The following is a 19807-nucleotide window of genomic DNA, read 5'->3' on the forward strand; positions in this document are numbered from 1 at the left end:
AGCGCCTGTCGGGGTCGTCAGAATTCGCCTAAGCGAATTCGTCGTCTTACATCATGCCGCCCATGCCGCCCATGTCGGGCATGCCGCCGCCAGCAGGCGCGCCTTCTTTGGCGGGCTTGTCGGCAACCATTGCTTCGGTGGTGACCAGCAGACCAGCAACCGATGCCGCGTCTTCCAGAGCGGTACGGACAACTTTGGCCGGGTCGATCACGCCGAACGAGAACATGTCGCCATATTCTTCGGTCTGCGCGTTGAAGCCGAATGCCGCGTCAGCGGATTCACGGACTTTGCCCGCAACAACCGCACCGTCAACACCTGCGTTCTCAGCGATCTGGCGCAGCGGCGCTTCGATTGCCTTACGAACGATGTTGATGCCTGCGTTCTGGTCAGCGTTTGCGCCTTCCAGAGTTTCCAGTGCTTTACCGGCCTGAACCAGAGCAACACCACCGCCAACAACAACGCCTTCCTGAACGGCAGCGCGCGTTGCGTTCAGAGCATCGTCCACACGGTCCTTACGCTCTTTCACTTCAACTTCGGTCATGCCGCCGACGCGGATAACAGCAACACCGCCTGCCAGTTTGGCAACGCGCTCTTGCAGCTTCTCACGGTCGTAGTCCGACGAGGTTTCTTCGATCTGGGTGCGGATCTGAGCAACACGTGCTTCGATCTCGGCTTTCTCGCCAGCACCGTCGACGATGGTAGTTTCGTCTTTGGTGATTTCGATTTTCTTGGCGGTGCCCAGCATGTCCATGGTCACGGACTCGAGCTTCATGCCCAGATCTTCGCTGATGACCTGACCGCCGGTCAGGATTGCGATGTCCTGCAGCATAGCTTTGCGGCGATCGCCGAAGCCCGGTGCTTTGACAGCAGCAATTTTCAGGCCGCCGCGCAGTTTGTTGACAACCAGGGTTGCCAGCGCTTCGCCTTCAACGTCTTCCGCGATGATCAGCAGAGGCTTCTGCGACTGGATCACTTGTTCCAGCAGCGGAACCATCGGCTGCAGCGAGGACAGTTTCTTTTCGTGCAGCAGGATCATGCAGTCGTCGAGTTCTGCGATCATTTTGTCTGCGTTGGTGACGAAGTAAGGCGACAGGTAGCCACGGTCGAACTGCATACCTTCGACAACATCGGTCTCGGTTTCCAGACCTTTGTTTTCTTCGACGGTGATCACGCCTTCGTTGCCAACCTTCTGCATCGCATCTGCGATCTGGCTTCCGATTTCAGCTTCGCCGTTGGCCGAGATGGTGCCAACCTGAGCAACTTCTGCCGAGTCTTTGACTTCGCGCGAAGCAGCTTTGATGCCTTCAACAACCTTGGCGGTCGCCAGGTCGATGCCGCGCTTCAGGTCCATCGGGTTCAGGCCCGCTGCAACCTGCTTCAGACCTTCTTTGACGATGGACTGAGCCAGAACGGTTGCGGTGGTGGTGCCGTCGCCGGCTTCGTCATTGGTGCGGCTGGCGACTTCTTTCACCATCTGCGCGCCCATGTTTTCGAACTTGTCTTCCAGTTCGATTTCCTTGGCAACCGAAACACCGTCTTTGGTGATGCGCGGTGCGCCGAAGGATTTGTCCAGAACCACGTTGCGGCCTTTGGGGCCCAGGGTCACTTTAACAGCATCGGCCAGGATGTTCACACCTGCCAGCATGCGGTTACGGGCATCGGTGTCGAACTTGACGTCCTTTGCAGCCATGTCGTTTCTCCTTGAGAAAATGTATTGGAATGAAGATCAGAGAAGCGCGATGGCTTACTCGATGATCCCCATGATGTCGCTTTCTTTCATCATCAGCAGCTCTTCGCCGTTGACCTGAACTTCGGTGCCCGACCATTTGCCGAACAGGATCTTGTCGCCAGCTTTAACAGCCATTGCGATCAGTTCGCCGCTGTCCTTGCGTGCGCCTTCGCCGGTTGCGACGACTTCGCCTTCGCTGGGCTTTTCTTTAGCGCTGTCGGGAATGATCAGGCCGCCTGCGGTTTTCTCTTCGCTTTCGGTACGGCGAACCAGCACGCGGTCATGAAGCGGTTTCAATGCCATCTTTGCAGCTCCTTGGGCTCAAAGTTTATTATCCTCCCCTCGCCGGTTGGCGAGGCGTTAGCACTCAAGGGTAGAGAGTGATAACGCCGAATAGCTAGGGGGTCAGAAACCCCGAGTCAACAAGCTGTGATGGATTTTTTTTTGCGACGGCGCTCAATCGGGCTGTTCCCAGCTATATGCCCAATGCGTCAGACCTTCTTGCCCTTCCCCGGTCAGGCAGTAGATGCCCTTCTCGACCTTATCAAACCAGCCATAGTGATTGTCACGCATAAGGCGCGTGGCCTCGGCAACTCCGGTGGCCTGGGCGACGTCGCTCCCTTTGGTGGCCCCATATTCTGCCAGATGTGCCGCGCATTTCAGCGCGTCCTGCCGGTAGGCCGTGACAATGCCGTGCCGGGTGGCCCCACCCGCGTTGGGGTCGCCCTCCAACCGGTCGAATTCACGCAGCAGCCGGGCCGCCTTGGCTTTGTTCTTGCGTGGCGCATAGGGGCCGGGATCGCATTGCACCTCGACCGCGCCATCTGTGCGCACGGTGATCAGCCCCAATCCCAAACGTCGGCACAGCGCAAGATTGTCCTTCAGCGCCCGCCGGGCAGAGCGCCCCTTTGGCTTGCAGACACCGATATAGACCTGATCCGTCACCTTCAGCCGCGTGATCGCCTGATGAAACAATGCCAGCGAGAACCGCAGCTTTAGCTCTACGATCACTGGCTCATCCCCACCCCGCACCGCCACGATGTCTGCAGCGCCGACCTCGCCTTTGACGGTGTAACCCTGACGCTCCAACAGCGCTTTGATTGGAGGGTATAAATCCTGCTCGCGGTCCATAGCCCCATGCTAGGCGATTTGTTGTGGAATGCCAGACACAGATAAGCATCCAAATACAAAGGCGGGTTGCGCCGCCCCAAGACCATGGGCAAGCTTGATGCAGTCAAGAATTTTCAGTTATCCGGGATGGACCTGATGCGTCTATTTTTCCTTTTCATTTGCTTGTTCCTGCCTTTTTCGGCCCATGCCGCCTGCGAGGGGCGTGACTTGCGGCCGGATCTGACACCTGAGATACAAGCCGAACTGCAACAGGCTCTGGCCGACACGCCCTTTTCCGAAGGCAATCATTGGATCGCAACAAAGGGCGATGCGGTTTTGCACCTGATCGGGACGCTCCACACCAACGATCCACGCATGGATGCGGTAGTCGAGCGCCTTAGGCCGGTGCTGAGCACTGCCGATACGTTCTACTTCGAAGTCACCAAGGATGAGATGGCAGCTTTTGAGGCGGATCTGGCCAAGGATCTGTCACCCGTTCTGATCACATCCGGACCGACATTGATTGACCTTATGTCCGAAGAAGACTGGACCACTATCTCAAGCGAACTGGCCGAGCGTGGCATCCCCGGTTGGATGGCCGCCAAAATGCGCCCCTGGTTTCTAAGCATGATGCTGGGCATACCGCCCTGCATGATGCAGGACGTCAACGCAAAGCACGGGATGGATGCGCGGCTGACTGATCTAGCCGAGGAAAATGACATCCCCCAGCGTTCTCTGGAAGAGATTGCGGACCTGATGGCAATGTTCGACAGCCATTCTCTTGAGGATCAGGTGCAATCTCTTGTTCGTATGATCGGTGCGCTTGGAGGCAGTGAAGATCAAATGGCAACGATGGCGAATGCCTACCTCGAAGAGCAGCACGGGCAGATCATCCAACTGGCCCGTTTGCAGGGGCGCGCAGAGTCGGGCCTGGCGACCGAAATATTCGATGAAGAGTGGAACGCGTTCGAACAGCAGCTTTTGGTGGAACGCAACAATAACTGGATGTCGCATATTCTGAACATTCAGGATCAGACAGCCGTGATCGCCGTGGGCGCAGGACATCTCGGCGGCACACATGGTCTGTTGAGCCAGTTGCAGCAGGCTGGCTATACGCTGACCCGCGCCCCTTTCTGACCAATTTCGCGCAAAGTCAGACCAACCGTCGCAGCACCTACACTGCCGGGTGACAACCCCGGCAGTCCGCCCTATAACGCGCGCAAATTTATCATCCTCAGGACGCTGACATGACAACCCTCGTATTTGGTCACAAATCCCCCGACACCGATTCCACAGGTTCACCGATCCTGTGGTCGTGGTACCTGAATGAAGTCAAAGGCGAAAAAGCCGAGCCTGTTTTGCTGGGCGAGCCCAACACCGAAGCCGCGTTCATGTTGGAAAACTGGGACCTGCCCAAGCCTCGCATCCTCGACGATCTGGCCGCAGACACCCCGGTGGTGATCGTCGATACCAACAACCCCGCAGAACTGCCTGCTAACATCAACGATGCGGATATCCGCGCCATCATCGACCACCACAAGCTGGTCGGCGGCCTGGAAACCAAAGGCCCGATCGACATCACCGTGCGTCCGCTGGCCTGCACCGCAACCATCATGGTTGACCTGATGGGTGAAGACGCAGCCAAAATGCCTGACGCCATCAAAGGGGCGGCACTGACCTGCATCCTGTCGGACACGCTGGAATTCCGCTCGCCGACCACAACCGCGCATGATCGCGAAGTGGCTGAAAAGCTGGCATCGGAACTGGAGTTGGATATTTCGGCCTATGCTGCAGATATGTTTGCGGCCAAATCGGATGTCTCGTCGTTCTCGGACGCCGAACTGATCCGCATGGACAGCAAGGAATACGAAGTCGACGGCACCAAGTTCCGAGTCTCGGTGCTGGAAACCACCGCACCGGGCGTCGTGCTGGACCGCAAGGCCAGCCTTGCCGAGTCGATGGTCGACGTCGCCAAGGAAGACGGCGTTGATCAGGTTCTGCTGTTCGTAGTCGACATCCTGAACGAAGAAGCCACACTGCTGGTACCCAATGATCTGGTCAAAGGCGTCGCTGAGAAAAGCTTTGGCGCGTCGGTCGATGGCGACGCCGTGGTTCTGCCCGGCATCATGAGCCGCAAAAAGCAGATCATCCCGAACCTCAAGGTCTGAGCCTTAGAGCATATTTTCGGAAAGGCGCCCCTCTCGGGCGCCTTTTTTTGTAACCACTAAAGATTTGCGAGACTCGTTTCCGTTGCTAGTCTGATCCTGAAAGACACGTGACGAGTGAGATCAGACGTACGTATGAGTACGCGCAAGTTCAGTACGACGCGGGATATCCTGCTCTTTGAAGGCAAGGACAAGGCTGCCTACTGGCGGCGCTTTGCGATGCTACTGTCCCTGTCCGTTGTCATTGCCACTATGGGTTTGCTGCGCAATTCCGGGGCGGTTGTTATTGCCGCGATGCTGGTCGCCCCGCTGATGACACCTATCCTCGGCGTGGCTGCGGCAATGGTCATGGGATGGCTGGGACGGGCGCTAAACCTTGCACTGATCGTCTGCGGCGCGGCCGTACTTTGCGTTCTGACGGCGTGGATACTTGTGTATGTCGCTGATGTGCCACGCGGCATATTGATCCCTGATCAGGTTCTGGCGCGAACTGACCCCGGAACCGAGGATCTGATTGTAGCGCTGGCCGCTGGCGTAGCAGGGGCATATGTGCAGATCAATCGCTCGGAACTCAGCTTGTTGCCGGGCGCGGCAATCGGCGTGTCGCTGGTGCCGCCTTTATCCGCCTCGGGAATCCTATTGTACTTTGGTGAACCTGCCGACGCGTATGAGGCGGGTTTGCTATTTGCCACTAACCTTGGCGCAATCATCCTTTCCGCCTGTGCGGTCTACATTGTTTATGCCGCCCGGTCGGTCGTGTTCGGCAAGGGCAAACGCAAGCTAAATTTCACTGCCAGCGTGGTGGTGACCCTGGCCTTTCTGACGGTCGTCGTCATCCAACTCGGCAAGTCCACTTACAACCGTTACCTTGAAACACGAACCGAGGCGCAGGTAGCACAGACCATCCGCGATTGGGCGGATCCGGTATCCGTCGAAATCATTCGCATCGACGTTAACGCCAAACGTAAGCAGGCGGATATCTGGCTGATTGTCGATCTTCCCGTCGAGTCGGCCTACAAAGTGTCCTCCATCGTCGGACTGCTGCCCGAGAGCTTGCGAGAAACGCCTTTGGTGGACGTGTTAACGGAAGAGCTGGGCCCCGGTTATCTTGTCGTCGTTCGCTTTCAGAACAGAATTGGCGCGCAAATTATCCTGGGTACGGAAAATGTTCAGCAAGCGCCAGACGTTCAGGACAGTATCGAAGAAAACTGACCTCCACACCTGTCGCATTTTTCAAAGCGGGATGGTCAATATGCAAAAGCTTTGCCATAGGTGTGGCAGCTCCGATTTCAGATCCCGAGGTCCCCATGACGCAGATCATTCACGCGCTTTCCGAAATTTCAGACCGCTACAAGGCGCTGTTCGTTGATCTTTGGGGCTGCGTTCACAACGGGATCACCGCCTATCCCGAAGCTGTTGAGGCGCTGAAAAACTACCGATCGCAGGGTGGGATTGTTGTGCTGGTCACAAACTCTCCGAAACCACGCGCAGGTGTGGCCGAACAGCTGGCACAATTCAATGTACCTGACGACGCCTACGATACCATTGCAACCAGCGGAGATTCCGCGCGCTCGGCGATGTTCCGGGGCGAGGTGGGTCACAAGGTCTATTTCATGGGCGAATGGCAACGCGATGCCGGCTTCTTTGAACCACTGAAGCTGTTGCACCATCCCATTCACATCGAACGCGTTCCGCTGGATGAAGCCGAAGGGATCGTATGCTGCGGGCCGTTTGATCCAATGGCAGACCCATCGGTAAACCGTCCGGATTTCCTTTATGCCAAGCAAAAGGGCATGAAGTTGCTCTGCGCCAACCCCGACATTGTCGTGGATCGCGGTGAGGTCCGGGAATGGTGCGCAGGTGCCTTGGCCAAGCTCTATACCGAGATGGGGGGCGAAAGCCTGTATTTCGGCAAGCCCCATCCGCCCATCTACGACTTGGCGCGCCGCAGGTTGCAGGAACTGGGGCAAGACATACCGGATGGCGACATTCTGGTGATCGGCGACGGCCCCCACACGGACATTCTGGGCGGTATGGGCGAAGGGATTGATTCCCTGTTTATCTCGGGTGGATTAGCTGCGGCGGAAACAAAAACGTCGCACCATCCCCACCATGAATCCTTAACCGATTATATTAAAAGGGAAAATATTAACCCCACCTATACAATCGGTCGTCTACGGTAATCAAAAAAGACTTGATTTTCTGCAGTTGCGAAGTAATAAAGTTGCCGAACAGGGGCGGCTTTCGTTGTTTTGTTGCCCCGCGAATTCGAGTGAGGGCGACATGTTGGACAATCTTCCACGCGGAACGATCTGTATTGAAGACATTGAAATGGGTATGACCCGGCACCTGCGCAAAGTGGTGACGGACGAAGATATCGAAATGTTCGCCCAAGTTTCGACGGACCGGAATCCGGTACACCTGGATGACGATTACGCCCGTGACACGATCTTTCAGGGCCGTATCGCCCACGGTATGCTGACCGCTGGCCTGATTTCTGCCGTGATTGGTGAACAACTTCCCGGTCATGGCACGGTCTATATGGGCCAGTCCCTGAAATTCCTGGCTCCGGTCCGTCCCGGAGACATGGTTTACGCCGAAGTAAAGGTGATCGACATCGACTTTGCCAAGCGCAGGGTCAAACTGGACTGCCACTGCGCCGTCGAAGGTAAGAAAGTGCTGGTGGGTGAGGCGATGGTGCTGGCCCCGTCGCGCAAATTCGACTGATCAAACCAGGGACAAAACCGGAAAGGCGCCGGATCGGCGCCTTTTTTGTTGCGGGTCGCGTCACTCCAAACGCCCTACTTAGGTGCTGCGTGATCGCTTGCGCCCTTTCAAAGCCCCGGATTCCAGAATGATCTCGGACACCAAGTGTTCACGTCGATAGGCCATGACATGCACGCCAGCAACCCCGGCGATTTCCCGGATTTGCTGGATCAGCTCAATACAGATCTTTTTGCCTTCCTCGGCGGGCTTTTCCGCCTGCTCCATCCGGTCGATGACCTGATCGGGGATGTGAATCCCCGGCACGTTACTGCGCATCCAACGTGCGGCCCGCGCAGACGCGATTGGGCCGACACCTGCGACAATAAAAACCCTCTTGTCCAAACCGGTATCCCGCACCCGCGCCATAAAATTCTCAAACAGCGGAATGTCATAGATATAGTTGGTCTGAATATACTCCGCTCCGGCCTCGACTTTCTTGGCCAACCTTTCCGGGCGCCAATCATAGGGCGGAATACAGGGGTTTTCCGCAGCCCCTAAAAACAGCTGCGGTGGGCGCGAGATTTTTCGACCGGACAGAAACGTCCCCTGATCACGCATAGTGCGAATTGTGCGTAGCAAGGTCAGAGAGTCAAAGTCGAACACCGGCTTCGCCCCCGGTTGATCTCCGACGCCAACCCCGTCACCGGTCAGGCACAAGACGTTGCTTACACCCAATGCGGCCGCGCCCAGCACGTCGCCTTGAATTGCAATCCGGTTCCGGTCCCGACAGGAAATCTGGTAAACTGGGGAATATCCCGCGCGCGTCAGAAGCGCACAAATCCCGATTGACGACATATGACAGTTGGCACCCGAAGCATCCGTTGCATTGATCGCATCGGCCACTTCGCCCAATGGCTGAGCCGCCTGATAGACATCCGCGGGATCGGCGCTGTCAGGTGGGTTCAATTCTGCCGTGACCGCAAACCGGCCCGAGCGCAAAACTCTTTCCAACCGGCTGTGCGACACAAACCCCTCAGGTACCGGGACATAACCGATCTGTTCGACGTCCTGACCTTGCGCGTCGCTCATTTCTTCAGTTCCCTGTTCACAGCATTTGGCGGCTCGGTAGCCAGCGGTGCAGCCGAAGGCTCGTTCCTGCGTGCCTCGGGAAACGCTTGCGCCACAGTCATGCGCGCGGCATCCCGTGCTTCGCGCTCTTTCGCAGCAATTTCGCGACTGACCCGCAACCACGACGACGACCCGCGCAACGTGTGTTCCACTGGCGGCAGGACTTCTTTAATCTTCTCCGCACCGTTACGCATTCTGCTGGACCCGTCCCAGGCCAGAGCCCAGACACATTTCATGTCGGGTTTTACCTCGCAGAATTCACCGGGCCGCACGCCCCCGCACGGACCGTTGCGCAGTTGTTTCGGACAGTTCATCGGGCAGGACATACCAGTGGATGACAAGACGCATTGCCCGCACATCTTGCAGTCAAACAACAGCGTCTTAACACCTTTTTCCACCAGCGCGATTGGGCGTTCGACACGGTTGTAACCGATTTTCGCAAAGACCGGATCCAATGCGACCATGCCGCGTTCGACACATTTATAGATCCACTCAAAGATGCGGGAATGGCGAATCGCGAACAGTCGCAACCGATACATGGTTCTGCCTCCTGAGCTGGGTTCGTCCGAACCTGGCTACCCCCATTAATCAGGCGTGTTACATACCCAAGGGGCTGGACCTTCAGTCTACACCCGAAATTTTTTTCAACTCAAGCACTTGTACGCCCATAATGACGTGAACCATGGCCCGCCGTCCTTTCCCGAAAAGAGTATGTTGGGAAGTTTCGGCATTGCCCCCCAAAATTCATTCTTGCGCTTGAACATGTTTCCCGGCCCCGCTACGCAAACACTCATGCGCATCATCCGGGATTTTAAGTTTATCGAGCCTCAGGACCGCGACGCCACTGTGGCGATCGGGAATTTTGACGGCGTTCACATCGGTCACCAGTCGGTGATTGAACTGGCGCGCAATGCAGCCCCGGACGCGCCGTTGGGGGTACTGACGTTCGAGCCGCACCCGCGGGAGTACTTTGCGCCTGACGCCCCTCCGTTTCGTCTGATGCGGGGCAATGCCCGCGCGCACCGGTTGGAAAAGCTGGGGGTGCAAAAGCTGTACGAACTGCCGTTCAACTCTGCACTTGCCAGCCTGTCACCCGAGGAGTTCGCCCAGAACGTGATCTGCGAAGGGTTAGGCCTGTCGCATGTTGTTGTGGGTGCGGATTTCTGCTTTGGCAAAGGGCGCAGCGGTTCGGCGGAAGACATGGCCCGGTTCGGAGAGGAAATGGGGTTCGGTGTGACCATCGCCCCGCTTATGGAACGGTCTGAAAACGTTGTGTCGTCGACCGCGATCCGCACCGCATTGACCGAAGGCCGCCCCCGCGACGCGACGGCCATGTTGGGTCACTGGCACCGGATCGAGGGCGAAGTTATCGGCGGCGAACAGCGCGGGCGAGAGCTTGGATTTCCGACCGCGAACATGTCGATCGAAGGGCTGCACCCACCAAGATTCGGCGTCTATGCGGTGCTGGTCGATGTATTGGATGGCCCCCACCGAGGAAGCTATCACGGAGCTGCGTCGGTCGGGACGCGCCCCATGTTCAATGGCGAAGTACCGAATATCGAAACGTTTCTATTCGACTTCTCCGGCGATCTTTATGGGGCGACCCTGTCGGTCGGACTGGTCGACTATCTGCGACCGGAATTGACCTTTGATAGTCTGAACGATCTGGTTGCGCAGATGGACGTCGATTGTGACAAGGCCCGTGCCCTGCTGGCCGCATTATGACCACCGACCCGATAGACCGCGATAGCCTGCCCCGCAGGTTCTGGGAACGCAAACCGCTGACCAAGATGAACCAGCGCGAATGGGAGGCCTTGTGCGACGGGTGCGGCAAGTGCTGTCTGAACAAGCTCGAGGATGAAGACACCGGCGAAGTTGCCCTGACCTGCGTTGCCTGTCGCCTGCTGGACGATGAAACCTGCCGCTGCACACAATATGACATTCGTCACCAGTTCGTGCCGGAATGCATCGTGATGACGCCGGACAATATCGACGATCACGCCTATTGGATGCCGCAGACCTGCGCCTATCGGTTGCTGTGGGAAGGCAAACCCCTTTACGATTGGCACCCTTTGATATCTGGTACGCCGGACAGCGTGCATGCCGCCGGAGTCTCGGTTCAGGGGCGTACGGTGTCCGAGTTCGAAACCCCCATCGAAGAGTGGGAAGATTATGTCATCGAGGAACCCAACTGATGTATTTCGCCTCTGACAATTCCGGCCCGGTTCATCCTCAGGTCATGGCCGCGTTGAACGAGGCCAATCAAAGCTATCAAATGGCCTACGGGGCTGACACTTTAATGAACGAGGCGCGGGACCGCATTCGCGGCATTTTCGAAGCTCCGGGCGCGGCAGTGTATTTGGTGGCCACCGGGACAGCCGCAAATTCGCTGGCGTTGTCGACGCTGGCAAACCCGTGGGAGACGATCTTTTGCTCTCCTGTCGCTCATATCCACGAAGACGAATGCAACGCACCGGAGTTTTACAGCGGGGCAAAACTGACACTGGTGCAGGGCGGCGACAAGATGACCCCTGAGGCGCTGCGCGGTTCCATTCTGGGCGAAGAGACACGCGGCGTACACGGTCCGCAGCGTGGCCCGGTCTCGATCACACAAGTGACGGAACGTGGCTCGGTCTATTCGCTGGCCGAACTGCAGGCCCTGTGCGGCGTGGCAAAGGAATATGGGTTGCCGGTGCATCTGGACGGCGCGCGGTTTACAAACGCTTTGGTGGCGCTGAATTGCTCTCCGGCAGACATGACGTGGAAGGCGGGCGTGGACGCCGTCAGCTTTGGCGGCACCAAGAACGGTTTGATGGGGGTCGAGGCAGTCATCTTCTTTGACGAGACCAAAGCCTGGGAATTCGAGCTTCGCCGCAAGCGAGGCGCGCACCTGTTTTCCAAGCATCGCTATCTGTCTGCCCAAATGGCAGCTTATCTGAAAGATGATCTTTGGCTGAAACTGGCCCGTCAGGCGAATGAGAACTGTGCGCGCTTAGTAGACGGCCTACGCGCTAAAGGGGCCTTATTCCTGCACGAACCGCAGGCCAACATGGTTTTCGCGCAGTTCTCCCGCGCTCGACACAAGCAGCTGCATGATGCCGGGGCTGTGTATCACCTTTGGGGTGCCGAATTGAATGGGGCCGATGATCAGGAACTTCTGGCCTGTCGTTTGGTCTGTGATTGGTCGATCACCGGGGACGACATAGACCGGTTCCTGAACCTGCTATAGCGACCTAGGGCAAGGCCCATTCCCTTCCGCGTTGTCGAACACCTGTCCAGAAACAGCGCTTTTGTCATGCAGGGCACTGCGAAAGTGTCGCAAAATAGTGGCCAACGGCGGCCATATGTAAATTGTCCGCAGCGAAATCTTTGCGTGGCCGTAACGCCATGCTAAGCGGTGTCAACACCACGAATCTGTCACATTTGCCAATGCTGCCCGGGGACTTTCAGCCGATGCCGACACTCAACGAACCCAAGCTCATCGCTGGGAACGCCAATCTTCCGCTTGCCGAAACCATTACACGTCGAATGAGCCTGTATCGCGGTGTCGATCAGGGTCTGGTCGATGCGCGGGTCGAGCGCTTTAACGACGGCGAAATCTTCGTCGAAATGTTCGAAAACGTCCGCGGCGAAGATATGTTCATCGTCCAGCCGACCTCGAACCCGGCCAATGACAACCTGATGGAGCTACTGATAATCGCCGACGCGCTGCGCCGGTCCTCGGCCCAGCGGATCACTGCCGTGATCCCCTATTTCGGCTATGCCCGTCAGGACCGCCGCACCAAGGCCCGCACTCCGATCAGCGCCAAGCTGGTCGCCAACATGCTGACCGGTGCCGGGATCGAACGGGTTCTGACCATGGACCTGCACGCCGCTCAGATTCAGGGCTTCTTCGATATCCCCGTGGACAACCTCTATGCCTCGCCTATCTTTGCGCTGGATGTGAAGCACCAGTTCAAGGACAGCCTGGATGAGCTCATGGTTGTCTCGCCCGACGTGGGCGGCGTGGCCCGTGCGCGTGAACTGGCCAAGCGGATCAACGCCCCCCTCTCGATCGTGGACAAGCGTCGCGAAAAAGCGGGTGAAGTGGCCGAGATGACAGTTATCGGTGACGTTAAAGACAAGATCTGCCTGATCGTTGACGACATGTGCGACACGGCCGGCACGCTGTGCAAAGCGGCGCAGGTTCTGCTGGATAACGGCGCGAAAGAAGTCCACTCCTACATCACACACGGCGTCATGAGCGGCCCTGCGGTCGAACGTGTGACCAATTCGGTGATGAAATCTCTGGTGCTGACCGACACGATCCAGCCGACGGAGGAGATCCTCAAGGCCAAGAATATTCGCATTGTTCCCACGGCTCCGATCTTTACGCAGGCGATCCTGAACATCTGGAACGGCACCAGCGTTTCGTCCCTATTCGAAGACAAGACCCTGACGCCGATCTACGAGTCGATGTACAATATGGATTAATCCCGTGGGCGGCCCGGCGCGGCCGCCCTGCTTTTTCCGCAGGTGATGAGACGGTGGCGTTGGATCGCAAGACACTCGCTTGCGGTTGTCTCCTATAAGTAGTCCTTGACTAAAATCCGTTCTGGAATTGCAATGCCATTGCATCAGAATGTGATTTGAACAACCACTGAGGACAATGGGGTGCAGGATTTTTCCAAATCTCGGGGCCGCCCTATCCCCTTTGTCCCGAACTCTCCTTCTGCAATGAACTACAGCCACGTTCCGGTGGACCGGAGCGACCCGCGGTTTCAGGAACCTTTGGTTGAACTGTCGCAATACGGCATAGCCGGCGACAATTTTTATGCCCGGACAGACGGCCTGAACCCACCGTACAAGCGCAGTTTTTCCAGTGCGGATTCAAGTGTACGCGTACGCCTGTCTTTGGCCAAAAGGCTTTCGGACGTGAATGAAGAATTGGGCAATTTGGGGTTAGAGATCTTTGCCCTGAACGGCTATCGCCCCATTCCTGTTCAGCAAGAGCTTTGGGACTTTTTCATCTCTCAGGCCCGCAAAACTCTGAATGATCCCACCGAAGATGAATTCATAGATTTTGCAGGTCGGTACTGTTCCGATCCCCGCAGATTTGATCCGAATAATTCGGAAACATGGCCCACGCATATTACAGGCGGGGCAATTGATCTGACCCTTCGCAACCGGGCCACCAAAGAGCATCTGTTTTTTGGCAGTACGTTTGATGATCCCGCAGAGGTCACACACACAGCCTACTTCGAACAGCTTCTGGCGACGCACCACGGCGACCTCGACAGATTGTCTCTGAGCGATCAGGAGGCCCTGCAGAACCGGCGCTTGCTATATTGGGCGATGGGCAGCGCAGGCTTTACCAACTACGCATTTGAGTGGTGGCATTTTGATTTGGGCACGCAACTATGGGCTGCCAATCGCACGGCCGCCGACTCGGGCAATCCGCAATCGGCCTGGTACGGACCCGCAACGCCTTAGGCAAGGGCAGAGTTCTTTTTCAATGATCTCAAAAGATTAAGAAATATTCCAGTCGTCCTCATGCGCCACTTCACCGAATGCGGTCCAGGTGACACGGATACGGGCAATCCGCGTGTCTGACCACGTCCTAAACACAGCGCTGAACCCTTCGGGTGTGATGTCTTCTGCCGTCACCTCTGCGCGCAAAGCCGACGATGTATCCACGTCCCACAGCGAAACTCCGATCTGAACGACGGGCGCGGACCGAAAGGGCTGGCTGAATGTGATGGTCGTACGCCGTTCCCGCGGGCCTTCACCCGTCCACATCTCGCCGCCGTCGGCAAACTCGGAGAACAGCACCGTCTCGCCTTGATCAATACCAATTGGGTGGGTTCGAAAAGTTTTCATTCTGGTGTCTTTATCTTTGAATTCCTGCAACTTATCCCGCAGCTTCAACAAAATCACGACAAAAAAACGGCCCCGCACAGGCGGAGCCGTTCAAATTCTGAAGAGACGTCCGAGCCTTACAGGCTCATATGCGTTCCAAGGGCTTCCATGTCGGCCAGCAGCTTGGCGGCATCGTCAACGATGGTCTGATCGTCACCTGCCTTGGCCGCTTCATGCGACGCGCGTGCTTCGGCGATCAGGTCATCCAGATGCGACCGGGTCACTTCAGCCACCGGAATGGCTTTTTCGGCCAGAACAGACAGGCCGTCGCCGTTGATCTGGGCAAACCCGCCGGTGACCAGGTATTCGCTGGACCCTTCGGGCGCCTCGACCTTCAGGATGCCCGGGCGCAGCGTGGTAATGGTGGGGGCATGATCGGGCATCGCCGTCATGTCCCCGTCCGCGCCGGGAATCTGGACCGCCGTCGCCGCAAGCGAAGCAAGGCTCCGCTCGGGGCTGACGAGGTCGAATTGCATCGTGTTTGCCATCAGGTTTGCTCCTTAGGCGGCTTCTGCGGCCATCTTTTCCGCTTTGGCGATCACTTCGTCGATGCCGCCAACCATCAGGAAGGCCGCTTCGGGCAGGTGATCGTATTCGCCGGCTACAACAGCCTTGAACGACGCGATGGTGACATCCAGAGGAACCTGAACACCCGGCGAACCGGTGAAGACCTGAGCCACGTCGAACGGCTGCGACATGAAGCGTTCGATCTTACGGGCGCGGGCCACGGTCAGTTTGTCCTCTTCCGACAGTTCATCCATGCCAAGGATGGCGATGATGTCCTGCAGCGACTTGTAGCGCTGAAGGATCTGCTGAACGTCGGTCGCAACCTTGTAGTGCTCTTCGCCGACGATGGCCGGGTCAAGCAGACGCGAGGACGAGTCGAGCGGGTCAACAGCCGGGTAGATACCCTTTTCCGAGATCGCACGGTTCAGAACGGTGGTTGCGTCCAAGTGCGCAAACGACGTTGCCGGCGCAGGGTCGGTAAGGTCGTCCGCAGGCACGTAGATCGCCTGCACCGAGGTGATCGAGCCCGACTTGGTCGAGGTGATGCGTTCCTGCAGGGCACCCATGTCGGTGGCCAGCGTCGGCTGGTAACCCACCGCCGAAGGAATACGACCCAGCAGAGCCGAAACCTCGGAACCCGCCTGCGTAAAGCGGAAGATGTTGTCGACAAAGAACAGAACGTCGGTACCGGACTGGTCGCGGAACTGCTCGGCCAAGGTCAGGCCGGTCAGAGCAACACGTGCACGCGCTCCCGGAGGTTCGTTCATCTGACCGTAAACCAGGGCCACCTGCGATTCCGACAGGTTGTCCGGCTTGATCACGTTCGATTCGATCATCTCGTGGTACAGGTCGTTCCCTTCACGGGTCCGTTCACCAACGCCCGCGAACACCGAGAAGCCCGAGTGCACTTTTGCGATGTTGTTGATCAGTTCCATGATCAGAACGGTTTTACCCACGCCGGCGCCGCCGAACAGACCGATCTTACCGCCTTTGGCGTAAGGGGCCAGCAGGTCAACAACCTTGATGCCGGTCACCAGAATTTCCGACTCGGTCGACTGTTCGTCGAAGTCCGGTGCGGGCTGGTGGATGGCACGGGTTTCGGTTGCGGCAACTTCACCCTTTTCGTCGATCGGCTCGCCGACCACGTTCAGGATACGGCCCAGGGTGGCGTTACCCACCGGAACCGAGATCGGTGCGCCGGTATCGGTGACAGCCTCGCCGCGGACCAGACCTTCGGTCGCGTCCATCGCGATGGTACGGACGGTGTTTTCACCCAGGTGCTGGGCAACTTCCAGTACCAGGCGCTTGCCGTTGTTGGTGGTTTCCAGCGCGTTCAGAATTTCAGGCAGCTGATCTTCGAAGTGCACGTCGACGACGGCCCCGATGATCTGTGTGACTTTGCCTTTTGCATTCGCCATGTTTCGTCTCCGGTTTGTCTCTACAGCGCTTCGGCGCCGGAAATAATTTCAATCAGCTCGTTGGTGATCACGGCCTGACGCGAGCGGTTGAACTGGATCGTCAGCTTGTCGATCATCTCACCCGCGTTACGTGTTGCGTTGTCCATTGCGGACATCCGTGCACCCTGTTCCGAGGCTCCGTTTTCGAGCAGAGCCGAGAAGATCGCGGTCGCAACCCCCTTAGGCAGCAGATCGGCCAGAATGGCCTCTTCGCTGGGCTCGTAGTCGAATACGGCACCGCTGTCGTCACCCGTCGCTTCGTCTTCGAACGAGGCAGGGATGATCTGCTGTGCCGTCGGGATCTGGGTCACGACGTTTACGAACTTCGAGTAGAAGATCGTGGCAACATCGAACTCAGCCCCGTCAAAACGGGACAGGATGTCCTTGGCGATGTCCTGCGCATTGGAATATCCAATACGCTTGACCTCGCTCAGGTCGATATGTCCTACGAACAGATCGCTGAAATCACGCTTGAGCGCGTCACGGCCTTTTTTGCCAACGGTCAGAACTTTGACCGTCTTGCCTTTGGCGCGCAGCTCGTCCGCCTTTTGGCGAGCCAGTTTGGCGATGTTCGCGTTGAAACCGCCGCACAGGCCGCGTTCAGCCGTCATAACAACCAGCAGATGGACATCATCACTGCCCGTACCACGGAGCAGCTTGGGGGCGCTGTCGCTGCCCCCGACCGACGCCGCCAGCCCCGCCATCACGGCATTGAACCGCTCGGCATAGGGGCGCGAGGCTTCGGCAGATTCCTGGGCGCGGCGCAGTTTTGCAGCCGCGACCATCTGCATGGCCTTGGTGATCTTGCGGGTCGACTTGACCGACTCGATCCTGTTTTTAAGGTCCTTCAGACTAGGCATCGGAACCTCCTATCAAGCGAAGGTTGCGGCGTATTCGTCGATCGCTGCCTTGATCTTGTCGGACGCTTCACCTTTGATCTTCGGATCTTCGTCGGTGAGCCACTGAAGCAGATCGGCGTGCTTGCCGCGCAGGTGCGACAGCAGACCGGCCTCATAGCGGCCAACATCGGAAACGGCGATCTTGTCGAGGTAACCGTTGGTACCAGCGAAGATGACGCAGACGATTTCCGCGTTGGTCAGCGGCGAGTATTGCGGCTGTTTCATCAGCTCGGTCAGACGTGCACCACGGTTCAGCAGCTGCTGGGTTGCGGCGTCAAGGTCGGAGCCGAACTGCGCAAACGCAGCCATTTCACGGTACTGAGCCAGTTCCAGCTTAACCGGACCGGCGACCGATTTCATCGCGTTGGTCTGGGCGGACGAGCCCACACGCGAAACCGACAGACCTGTGTTCACAGCAGGACGAATGCCTTGGTAGAACAGCTCGGTTTCGAGGAAGATCTGACCGTCGGTGATCGAGATCACGTTGGTCGGAATAAACGCCGAAACGTCACCACCCTGGGTTTCGATGACCGGCAGAGCGGTCAGCGAACCGGCACCGAAGTCTTCGTTCAGCTTCGCCGAACGTTCCAGCAGGCGCGAGTGGAGATAGAAAACGTCACCCGGATAAGCTTCACGTCCAGGCGGGCGGCGCAGCAACAGCGACATCTGACGATAGGACACAGCCTGTTTCGACAGGTCATCATAGATGATCAGAGCGTGGCGGCCGTTGTCACGGAAGAATTCAGCCATCGCGGTTGCGGCGTAAGGTGCCAGGAACTGCATCGGCGCCGGGTCGGACGCGGTCGCAGCCACAACGATCGAGTATTCAATCGCGCCGGATTCTTCCAGCTTCTTCACCAACTGCGCAACGGTCGAACGCTTTTGACCAACCGCAACATAGATGCAGTACAGTTTCTTCGACTCGTCGTCGCCTGCCGCATCGTTGTAGGTTTTCTGGTTCAGGATGGTGTCCAGAGCCACAGCAGTTTTACCGGTCTGGCGGTCACCAATGATCAGTTCCCGCTGGCCGCGGCCGATCGGGATCATCGCGTCAACCGATTTCAGACCGGTTGCCATCGGCTCGTGCACCGATTTACGCGGGATAATGCCGGGGGCTTTGACGTCTGCAACGCCACGCTTGGTTGCGTTGATGGGGCCTTTGCCATCAATCGGGTTGCCCAGACCGTCAACAACGCGGCCCAGCAGTTCGTCACCGATTGGAACGTCCACGATCGAGTTGGTGCGCTTGACGGTGTCACCTTCTTTGATGTCACGGTCAGAACCGAAGATAACAACACCCACGTTGTCGCTTTCCAGGTTCAGGGCCATGCCCATGATGCCACCGGGGAATTCGACCATTTCACCCGCTTGCACATTGTCCAGGCCGTATACACGGGCAATCCCGTCACCGACGCTCAGCACGCGACCGATTTCGGCCACTTCGGCTTCCTGACCAAAATTCTTGATCTGGTCCTTCAGGATTGCAGAAATCTCTGCAGCTTGGATTCCCATTTATCCGACCTCTTTCATTGCATTCTGTAGGGAGTTCAGCTTCGAACGGATCGAGCTATCGATCATCTTCGAACCCACTTTAACGACAAGACCGCCGATGAGGCTTTCATCCACGGTCGCATTGATTGTCACGGTCTTGCCCACACGCTCGGACAGCGTCTTGGACAGTTTTTCCATCTGAGTCTTGGTCAGCGCCTTGGCCGACGCAACATCCGCAGTCACTTCACCGCGCTCATCCGCCAGCATATCGCGCAGGACCTGAATCAGTTGCGGTATGACAAACAGGCGGCGTTTCTCAGCCATCAGGCCCAGCGTGTTGCGCAGGATGGTATGCAGACCCATTTTGTCGGCAATCGCGGTAATCGCTGCTTCCTGTTCGGAGCGTGAAACCAGCGGCGAGGCGATCAGGTCGCGCAAGTCGGCGCTTGCGCCCAAAGCTGCTGCCAGATCGTTGATGCCGGTTTCCAGACCTGCAAGGTCATTATTCTCTTTGGCGATCTCAAAGATCGCGGTGGCATAGCGTTCAGCAATGCCAGTGGAAATCGAAGCTGGTTCGGACACGTCCACCCTTCCGATACTTGAGGCCCCGAAGATGTAGCGGCCGCTACGCGGGGCGTGAGGAAACCCCGTCCAGAAAGGGCGGGGATCAAAATCACCGGGGATGTAGCAGAGCCAACCTCAGCTAGCAATATATTA

At 57.5% G+C, this 19807-nt stretch carries 21 protein-coding genes; 10 read left to right on the top strand and 11 right to left on the bottom strand.

What is annotated here, in order from left to right:
- Positions 1-46: 46 nt before the first annotated feature.
- The 3 genes from groL to ACR0IY_RS07485 form a co-directional block, all read right to left on the bottom strand.
- Positions 47-1690 (bottom strand): chaperonin GroEL, encoded by a 1644-nt coding sequence (gene groL, locus ACR0IY_RS07475; protein WP_480671808.1) that lies wholly within the window; start codon positions 1688-1690, stop codon positions 47-49.
- A 54-nt stretch (positions 1691-1744) separates the two neighbouring features.
- Positions 1745-2032 (bottom strand): co-chaperone GroES, encoded by a 288-nt coding sequence (groES, locus tag ACR0IY_RS07480; protein ID WP_039523824.1) that lies wholly within the window; start codon positions 2030-2032, stop codon positions 1745-1747.
- Positions 2033-2185: 153 nt separating this feature from the next.
- Positions 2186-2860, bottom strand: a complete 675-nt coding sequence (locus ACR0IY_RS07485) for a DUF2161 domain-containing phosphodiesterase (RefSeq protein ID WP_480671810.1) — start codon at positions 2858-2860, stop codon at positions 2186-2188.
- Between the two features lie 135 nt (positions 2861-2995).
- Between ACR0IY_RS07485 and ACR0IY_RS07490 the strand changes: the two genes are divergently transcribed.
- The 5 genes from ACR0IY_RS07490 to ACR0IY_RS07510 all read left to right on the top strand — a co-directional run bounded on the left by ACR0IY_RS07490 (position 2996) and on the right by ACR0IY_RS07510 (position 7731).
- Positions 2996-3976 (top strand): TraB/GumN family protein, encoded by a 981-nt coding sequence (locus ACR0IY_RS07490; protein ID WP_480671812.1) that lies wholly within the window; start codon positions 2996-2998, stop codon positions 3974-3976.
- A gap of 110 nt (positions 3977-4086) precedes the next feature.
- The gene (locus ACR0IY_RS07495; protein WP_480671814.1) at positions 4087-5007 is read left to right on the top strand and encodes a manganese-dependent inorganic pyrophosphatase; all 921 of its coding nucleotides are present in this window, start codon (positions 4087-4089) and stop codon (positions 5005-5007) included.
- 132 nt (positions 5008-5139) lie between these two features.
- Complete coding sequence (locus tag ACR0IY_RS07500; protein ID WP_480671816.1) at positions 5140-6216, top strand: DUF389 domain-containing protein; 1077 nt, start codon at positions 5140-5142, stop codon at positions 6214-6216.
- Between the two features lie 95 nt (positions 6217-6311).
- Positions 6312-7187 carry an HAD family hydrolase gene (locus ACR0IY_RS07505; protein ID WP_480671817.1) on the top strand — a complete coding sequence of 292 codons (876 nt, stop codon included), beginning with the start codon at positions 6312-6314 and terminating at the stop codon, positions 7185-7187.
- 100 nt (positions 7188-7287) lie between these two features.
- Positions 7288-7731: a MaoC family dehydratase gene (locus ACR0IY_RS07510; protein ID WP_480671819.1), complete on the top strand. Its 444-nt coding sequence runs from the start codon at positions 7288-7290 to the stop codon at positions 7729-7731.
- A gap of 78 nt (positions 7732-7809) precedes the next feature.
- Here ACR0IY_RS07510 and ACR0IY_RS07515 read toward each other — a convergent pair whose 3' ends face one another.
- The gene (locus ACR0IY_RS07515; protein ID WP_480671821.1) at positions 7810-8799 is read right to left on the bottom strand and encodes a methylenetetrahydrofolate reductase; all 990 of its coding nucleotides are present in this window, start codon (positions 8797-8799) and stop codon (positions 7810-7812) included.
- Positions 8796-9377: a methylenetetrahydrofolate reductase C-terminal domain-containing protein gene (locus ACR0IY_RS07520; protein ID WP_480671823.1), complete on the bottom strand. Its 582-nt coding sequence runs from the start codon at positions 9375-9377 to the stop codon at positions 8796-8798. The genes ACR0IY_RS07515 and ACR0IY_RS07520 overlap by 4 nt, the downstream gene beginning before the upstream one ends.
- A 253-nt stretch (positions 9378-9630) precedes the next feature.
- Here ACR0IY_RS07520 and ACR0IY_RS07525 point away from each other — a divergent pair, with 253 nt between their 5' ends.
- The 5 genes from ACR0IY_RS07525 to ACR0IY_RS07545 all read left to right on the top strand — a co-directional run bounded on the left by ACR0IY_RS07525 (position 9631) and on the right by ACR0IY_RS07545 (position 14310).
- Positions 9631-10563 (top strand): bifunctional riboflavin kinase/FAD synthetase, encoded by a 933-nt coding sequence (locus tag ACR0IY_RS07525; protein WP_480671825.1) that lies wholly within the window; start codon positions 9631-9633, stop codon positions 10561-10563.
- On the top strand, positions 10560-11033 hold the full coding sequence (locus tag ACR0IY_RS07530) for a YcgN family cysteine cluster protein (protein WP_480671827.1): 474 nt from the start codon (positions 10560-10562) through the stop codon (positions 11031-11033). Before ACR0IY_RS07525 ends, ACR0IY_RS07530 begins: the two co-directional genes overlap by 4 nt.
- Positions 11033-12067, top strand: a complete 1035-nt coding sequence (locus ACR0IY_RS07535; RefSeq protein ID WP_480671829.1) for a threonine aldolase family protein — start codon at positions 11033-11035, stop codon at positions 12065-12067. The genes ACR0IY_RS07530 and ACR0IY_RS07535 overlap by 1 nt, the downstream gene beginning before the upstream one ends.
- A 224-nt stretch (positions 12068-12291) precedes the next feature.
- Positions 12292-13311, top strand: a complete 1020-nt coding sequence (locus ACR0IY_RS07540; RefSeq protein WP_480671831.1) for a ribose-phosphate pyrophosphokinase — start codon at positions 12292-12294, stop codon at positions 13309-13311.
- A gap of 180 nt (positions 13312-13491) precedes the next feature.
- Positions 13492-14310 carry a M15 family metallopeptidase gene (locus ACR0IY_RS07545; RefSeq protein ID WP_480671833.1) on the top strand — a complete coding sequence of 273 codons (819 nt, stop codon included), beginning with the start codon at positions 13492-13494 and terminating at the stop codon, positions 14308-14310.
- 36 nt (positions 14311-14346) lie between these two features.
- Here ACR0IY_RS07545 and ACR0IY_RS07550 read toward each other — a convergent pair whose 3' ends face one another.
- The 6 genes from ACR0IY_RS07550 to ACR0IY_RS07575 form a co-directional block, all read right to left on the bottom strand.
- Entirely contained in the window at positions 14347-14697 is a 351-nt protein-coding gene (locus ACR0IY_RS07550) for an H-type lectin domain-containing protein (protein WP_480671835.1), read from the bottom strand.
- A gap of 116 nt (positions 14698-14813) precedes the next feature.
- Positions 14814-15224 carry a F0F1 ATP synthase subunit epsilon gene (locus ACR0IY_RS07555; RefSeq protein ID WP_170670045.1) on the bottom strand — a complete coding sequence of 137 codons (411 nt, stop codon included), beginning with the start codon at positions 15222-15224 and terminating at the stop codon, positions 14814-14816.
- A 12-nt stretch (positions 15225-15236) separates the two neighbouring features.
- The gene (gene atpD, locus ACR0IY_RS07560; protein WP_480671837.1) at positions 15237-16661 is read right to left on the bottom strand and encodes a F0F1 ATP synthase subunit beta; all 1425 of its coding nucleotides are present in this window, start codon (positions 16659-16661) and stop codon (positions 15237-15239) included.
- 20 nt (positions 16662-16681) lie between these two features.
- Positions 16682-17560: a F0F1 ATP synthase subunit gamma gene (locus tag ACR0IY_RS07565; RefSeq protein WP_480671839.1), complete on the bottom strand. Its 879-nt coding sequence runs from the start codon at positions 17558-17560 to the stop codon at positions 16682-16684.
- 12 nt (positions 17561-17572) lie between these two features.
- On the bottom strand, positions 17573-19111 hold the full coding sequence (gene atpA / locus ACR0IY_RS07570) for a F0F1 ATP synthase subunit alpha (RefSeq protein WP_480671841.1): 1539 nt from the start codon (positions 19109-19111) through the stop codon (positions 17573-17575).
- Positions 19112-19672 carry a F0F1 ATP synthase subunit delta gene (locus tag ACR0IY_RS07575; protein ID WP_480671843.1) on the bottom strand — a complete coding sequence of 187 codons (561 nt, stop codon included), beginning with the start codon at positions 19670-19672 and terminating at the stop codon, positions 19112-19114.
- Positions 19673-19807: the final 135 nt, after the last annotated feature.

The organism is Ruegeria sp. BC1, assembly GCF_056539305.1.

Excerpts from the sequence above, each read along its gene's own strand:
- groL (WP_480671808.1), bottom strand. The coding sequence starts at position 1,690 with ATGGCTGCAAAGGACGTCAAGTTCGACACCGATGCCCGTAACCGCATG.
- groES (WP_039523824.1), bottom strand. The coding sequence starts at position 2,032 with ATGGCATTGAAACCGCTTCATGACCGCGTGCTGGTTCGCCGTACCGAA.
- ACR0IY_RS07485 (WP_480671810.1), bottom strand. The coding sequence starts at position 2,860 with ATGGACCGCGAGCAGGATTTATACCCTCCAATCAAAGCGCTGTTGGAG.
- ACR0IY_RS07490 (WP_480671812.1), top strand. The coding sequence starts at position 2,996 with ATGCGTCTATTTTTCCTTTTCATTTGCTTGTTCCTGCCTTTTTCGGCC.
- ACR0IY_RS07495 (WP_480671814.1), top strand. The coding sequence starts at position 4,087 with ATGACAACCCTCGTATTTGGTCACAAATCCCCCGACACCGATTCCACA.
- ACR0IY_RS07500 (WP_480671816.1), top strand. The coding sequence starts at position 5,140 with ATGAGTACGCGCAAGTTCAGTACGACGCGGGATATCCTGCTCTTTGAA.
- ACR0IY_RS07505 (WP_480671817.1), top strand. The coding sequence starts at position 6,312 with ATGACGCAGATCATTCACGCGCTTTCCGAAATTTCAGACCGCTACAAG.
- ACR0IY_RS07510 (WP_480671819.1), top strand. The coding sequence starts at position 7,288 with ATGTTGGACAATCTTCCACGCGGAACGATCTGTATTGAAGACATTGAA.
- ACR0IY_RS07515 (WP_480671821.1), bottom strand. The coding sequence starts at position 8,799 with ATGAGCGACGCGCAAGGTCAGGACGTCGAACAGATCGGTTATGTCCCG.
- ACR0IY_RS07520 (WP_480671823.1), bottom strand. The coding sequence starts at position 9,377 with ATGTATCGGTTGCGACTGTTCGCGATTCGCCATTCCCGCATCTTTGAG.
- ACR0IY_RS07525 (WP_480671825.1), top strand. The coding sequence starts at position 9,631 with ATGCGCATCATCCGGGATTTTAAGTTTATCGAGCCTCAGGACCGCGAC.
- ACR0IY_RS07530 (WP_480671827.1), top strand. The coding sequence starts at position 10,560 with ATGACCACCGACCCGATAGACCGCGATAGCCTGCCCCGCAGGTTCTGG.
- ACR0IY_RS07535 (WP_480671829.1), top strand. The coding sequence starts at position 11,033 with ATGTATTTCGCCTCTGACAATTCCGGCCCGGTTCATCCTCAGGTCATG.
- ACR0IY_RS07540 (WP_480671831.1), top strand. The coding sequence starts at position 12,292 with ATGCCGACACTCAACGAACCCAAGCTCATCGCTGGGAACGCCAATCTT.
- ACR0IY_RS07550 (WP_480671835.1), bottom strand. The coding sequence starts at position 14,697 with ATGAAAACTTTTCGAACCCACCCAATTGGTATTGATCAAGGCGAGACG.
- ACR0IY_RS07555 (WP_170670045.1), bottom strand. The coding sequence starts at position 15,224 with ATGGCAAACACGATGCAATTCGACCTCGTCAGCCCCGAGCGGAGCCTT.
- atpD (WP_480671837.1), bottom strand. The coding sequence starts at position 16,661 with ATGGCGAATGCAAAAGGCAAAGTCACACAGATCATCGGGGCCGTCGTC.
- ACR0IY_RS07565 (WP_480671839.1), bottom strand. The coding sequence starts at position 17,560 with ATGCCTAGTCTGAAGGACCTTAAAAACAGGATCGAGTCGGTCAAGTCG.
- atpA (WP_480671841.1), bottom strand. The coding sequence starts at position 19,111 with ATGGGAATCCAAGCTGCAGAGATTTCTGCAATCCTGAAGGACCAGATC.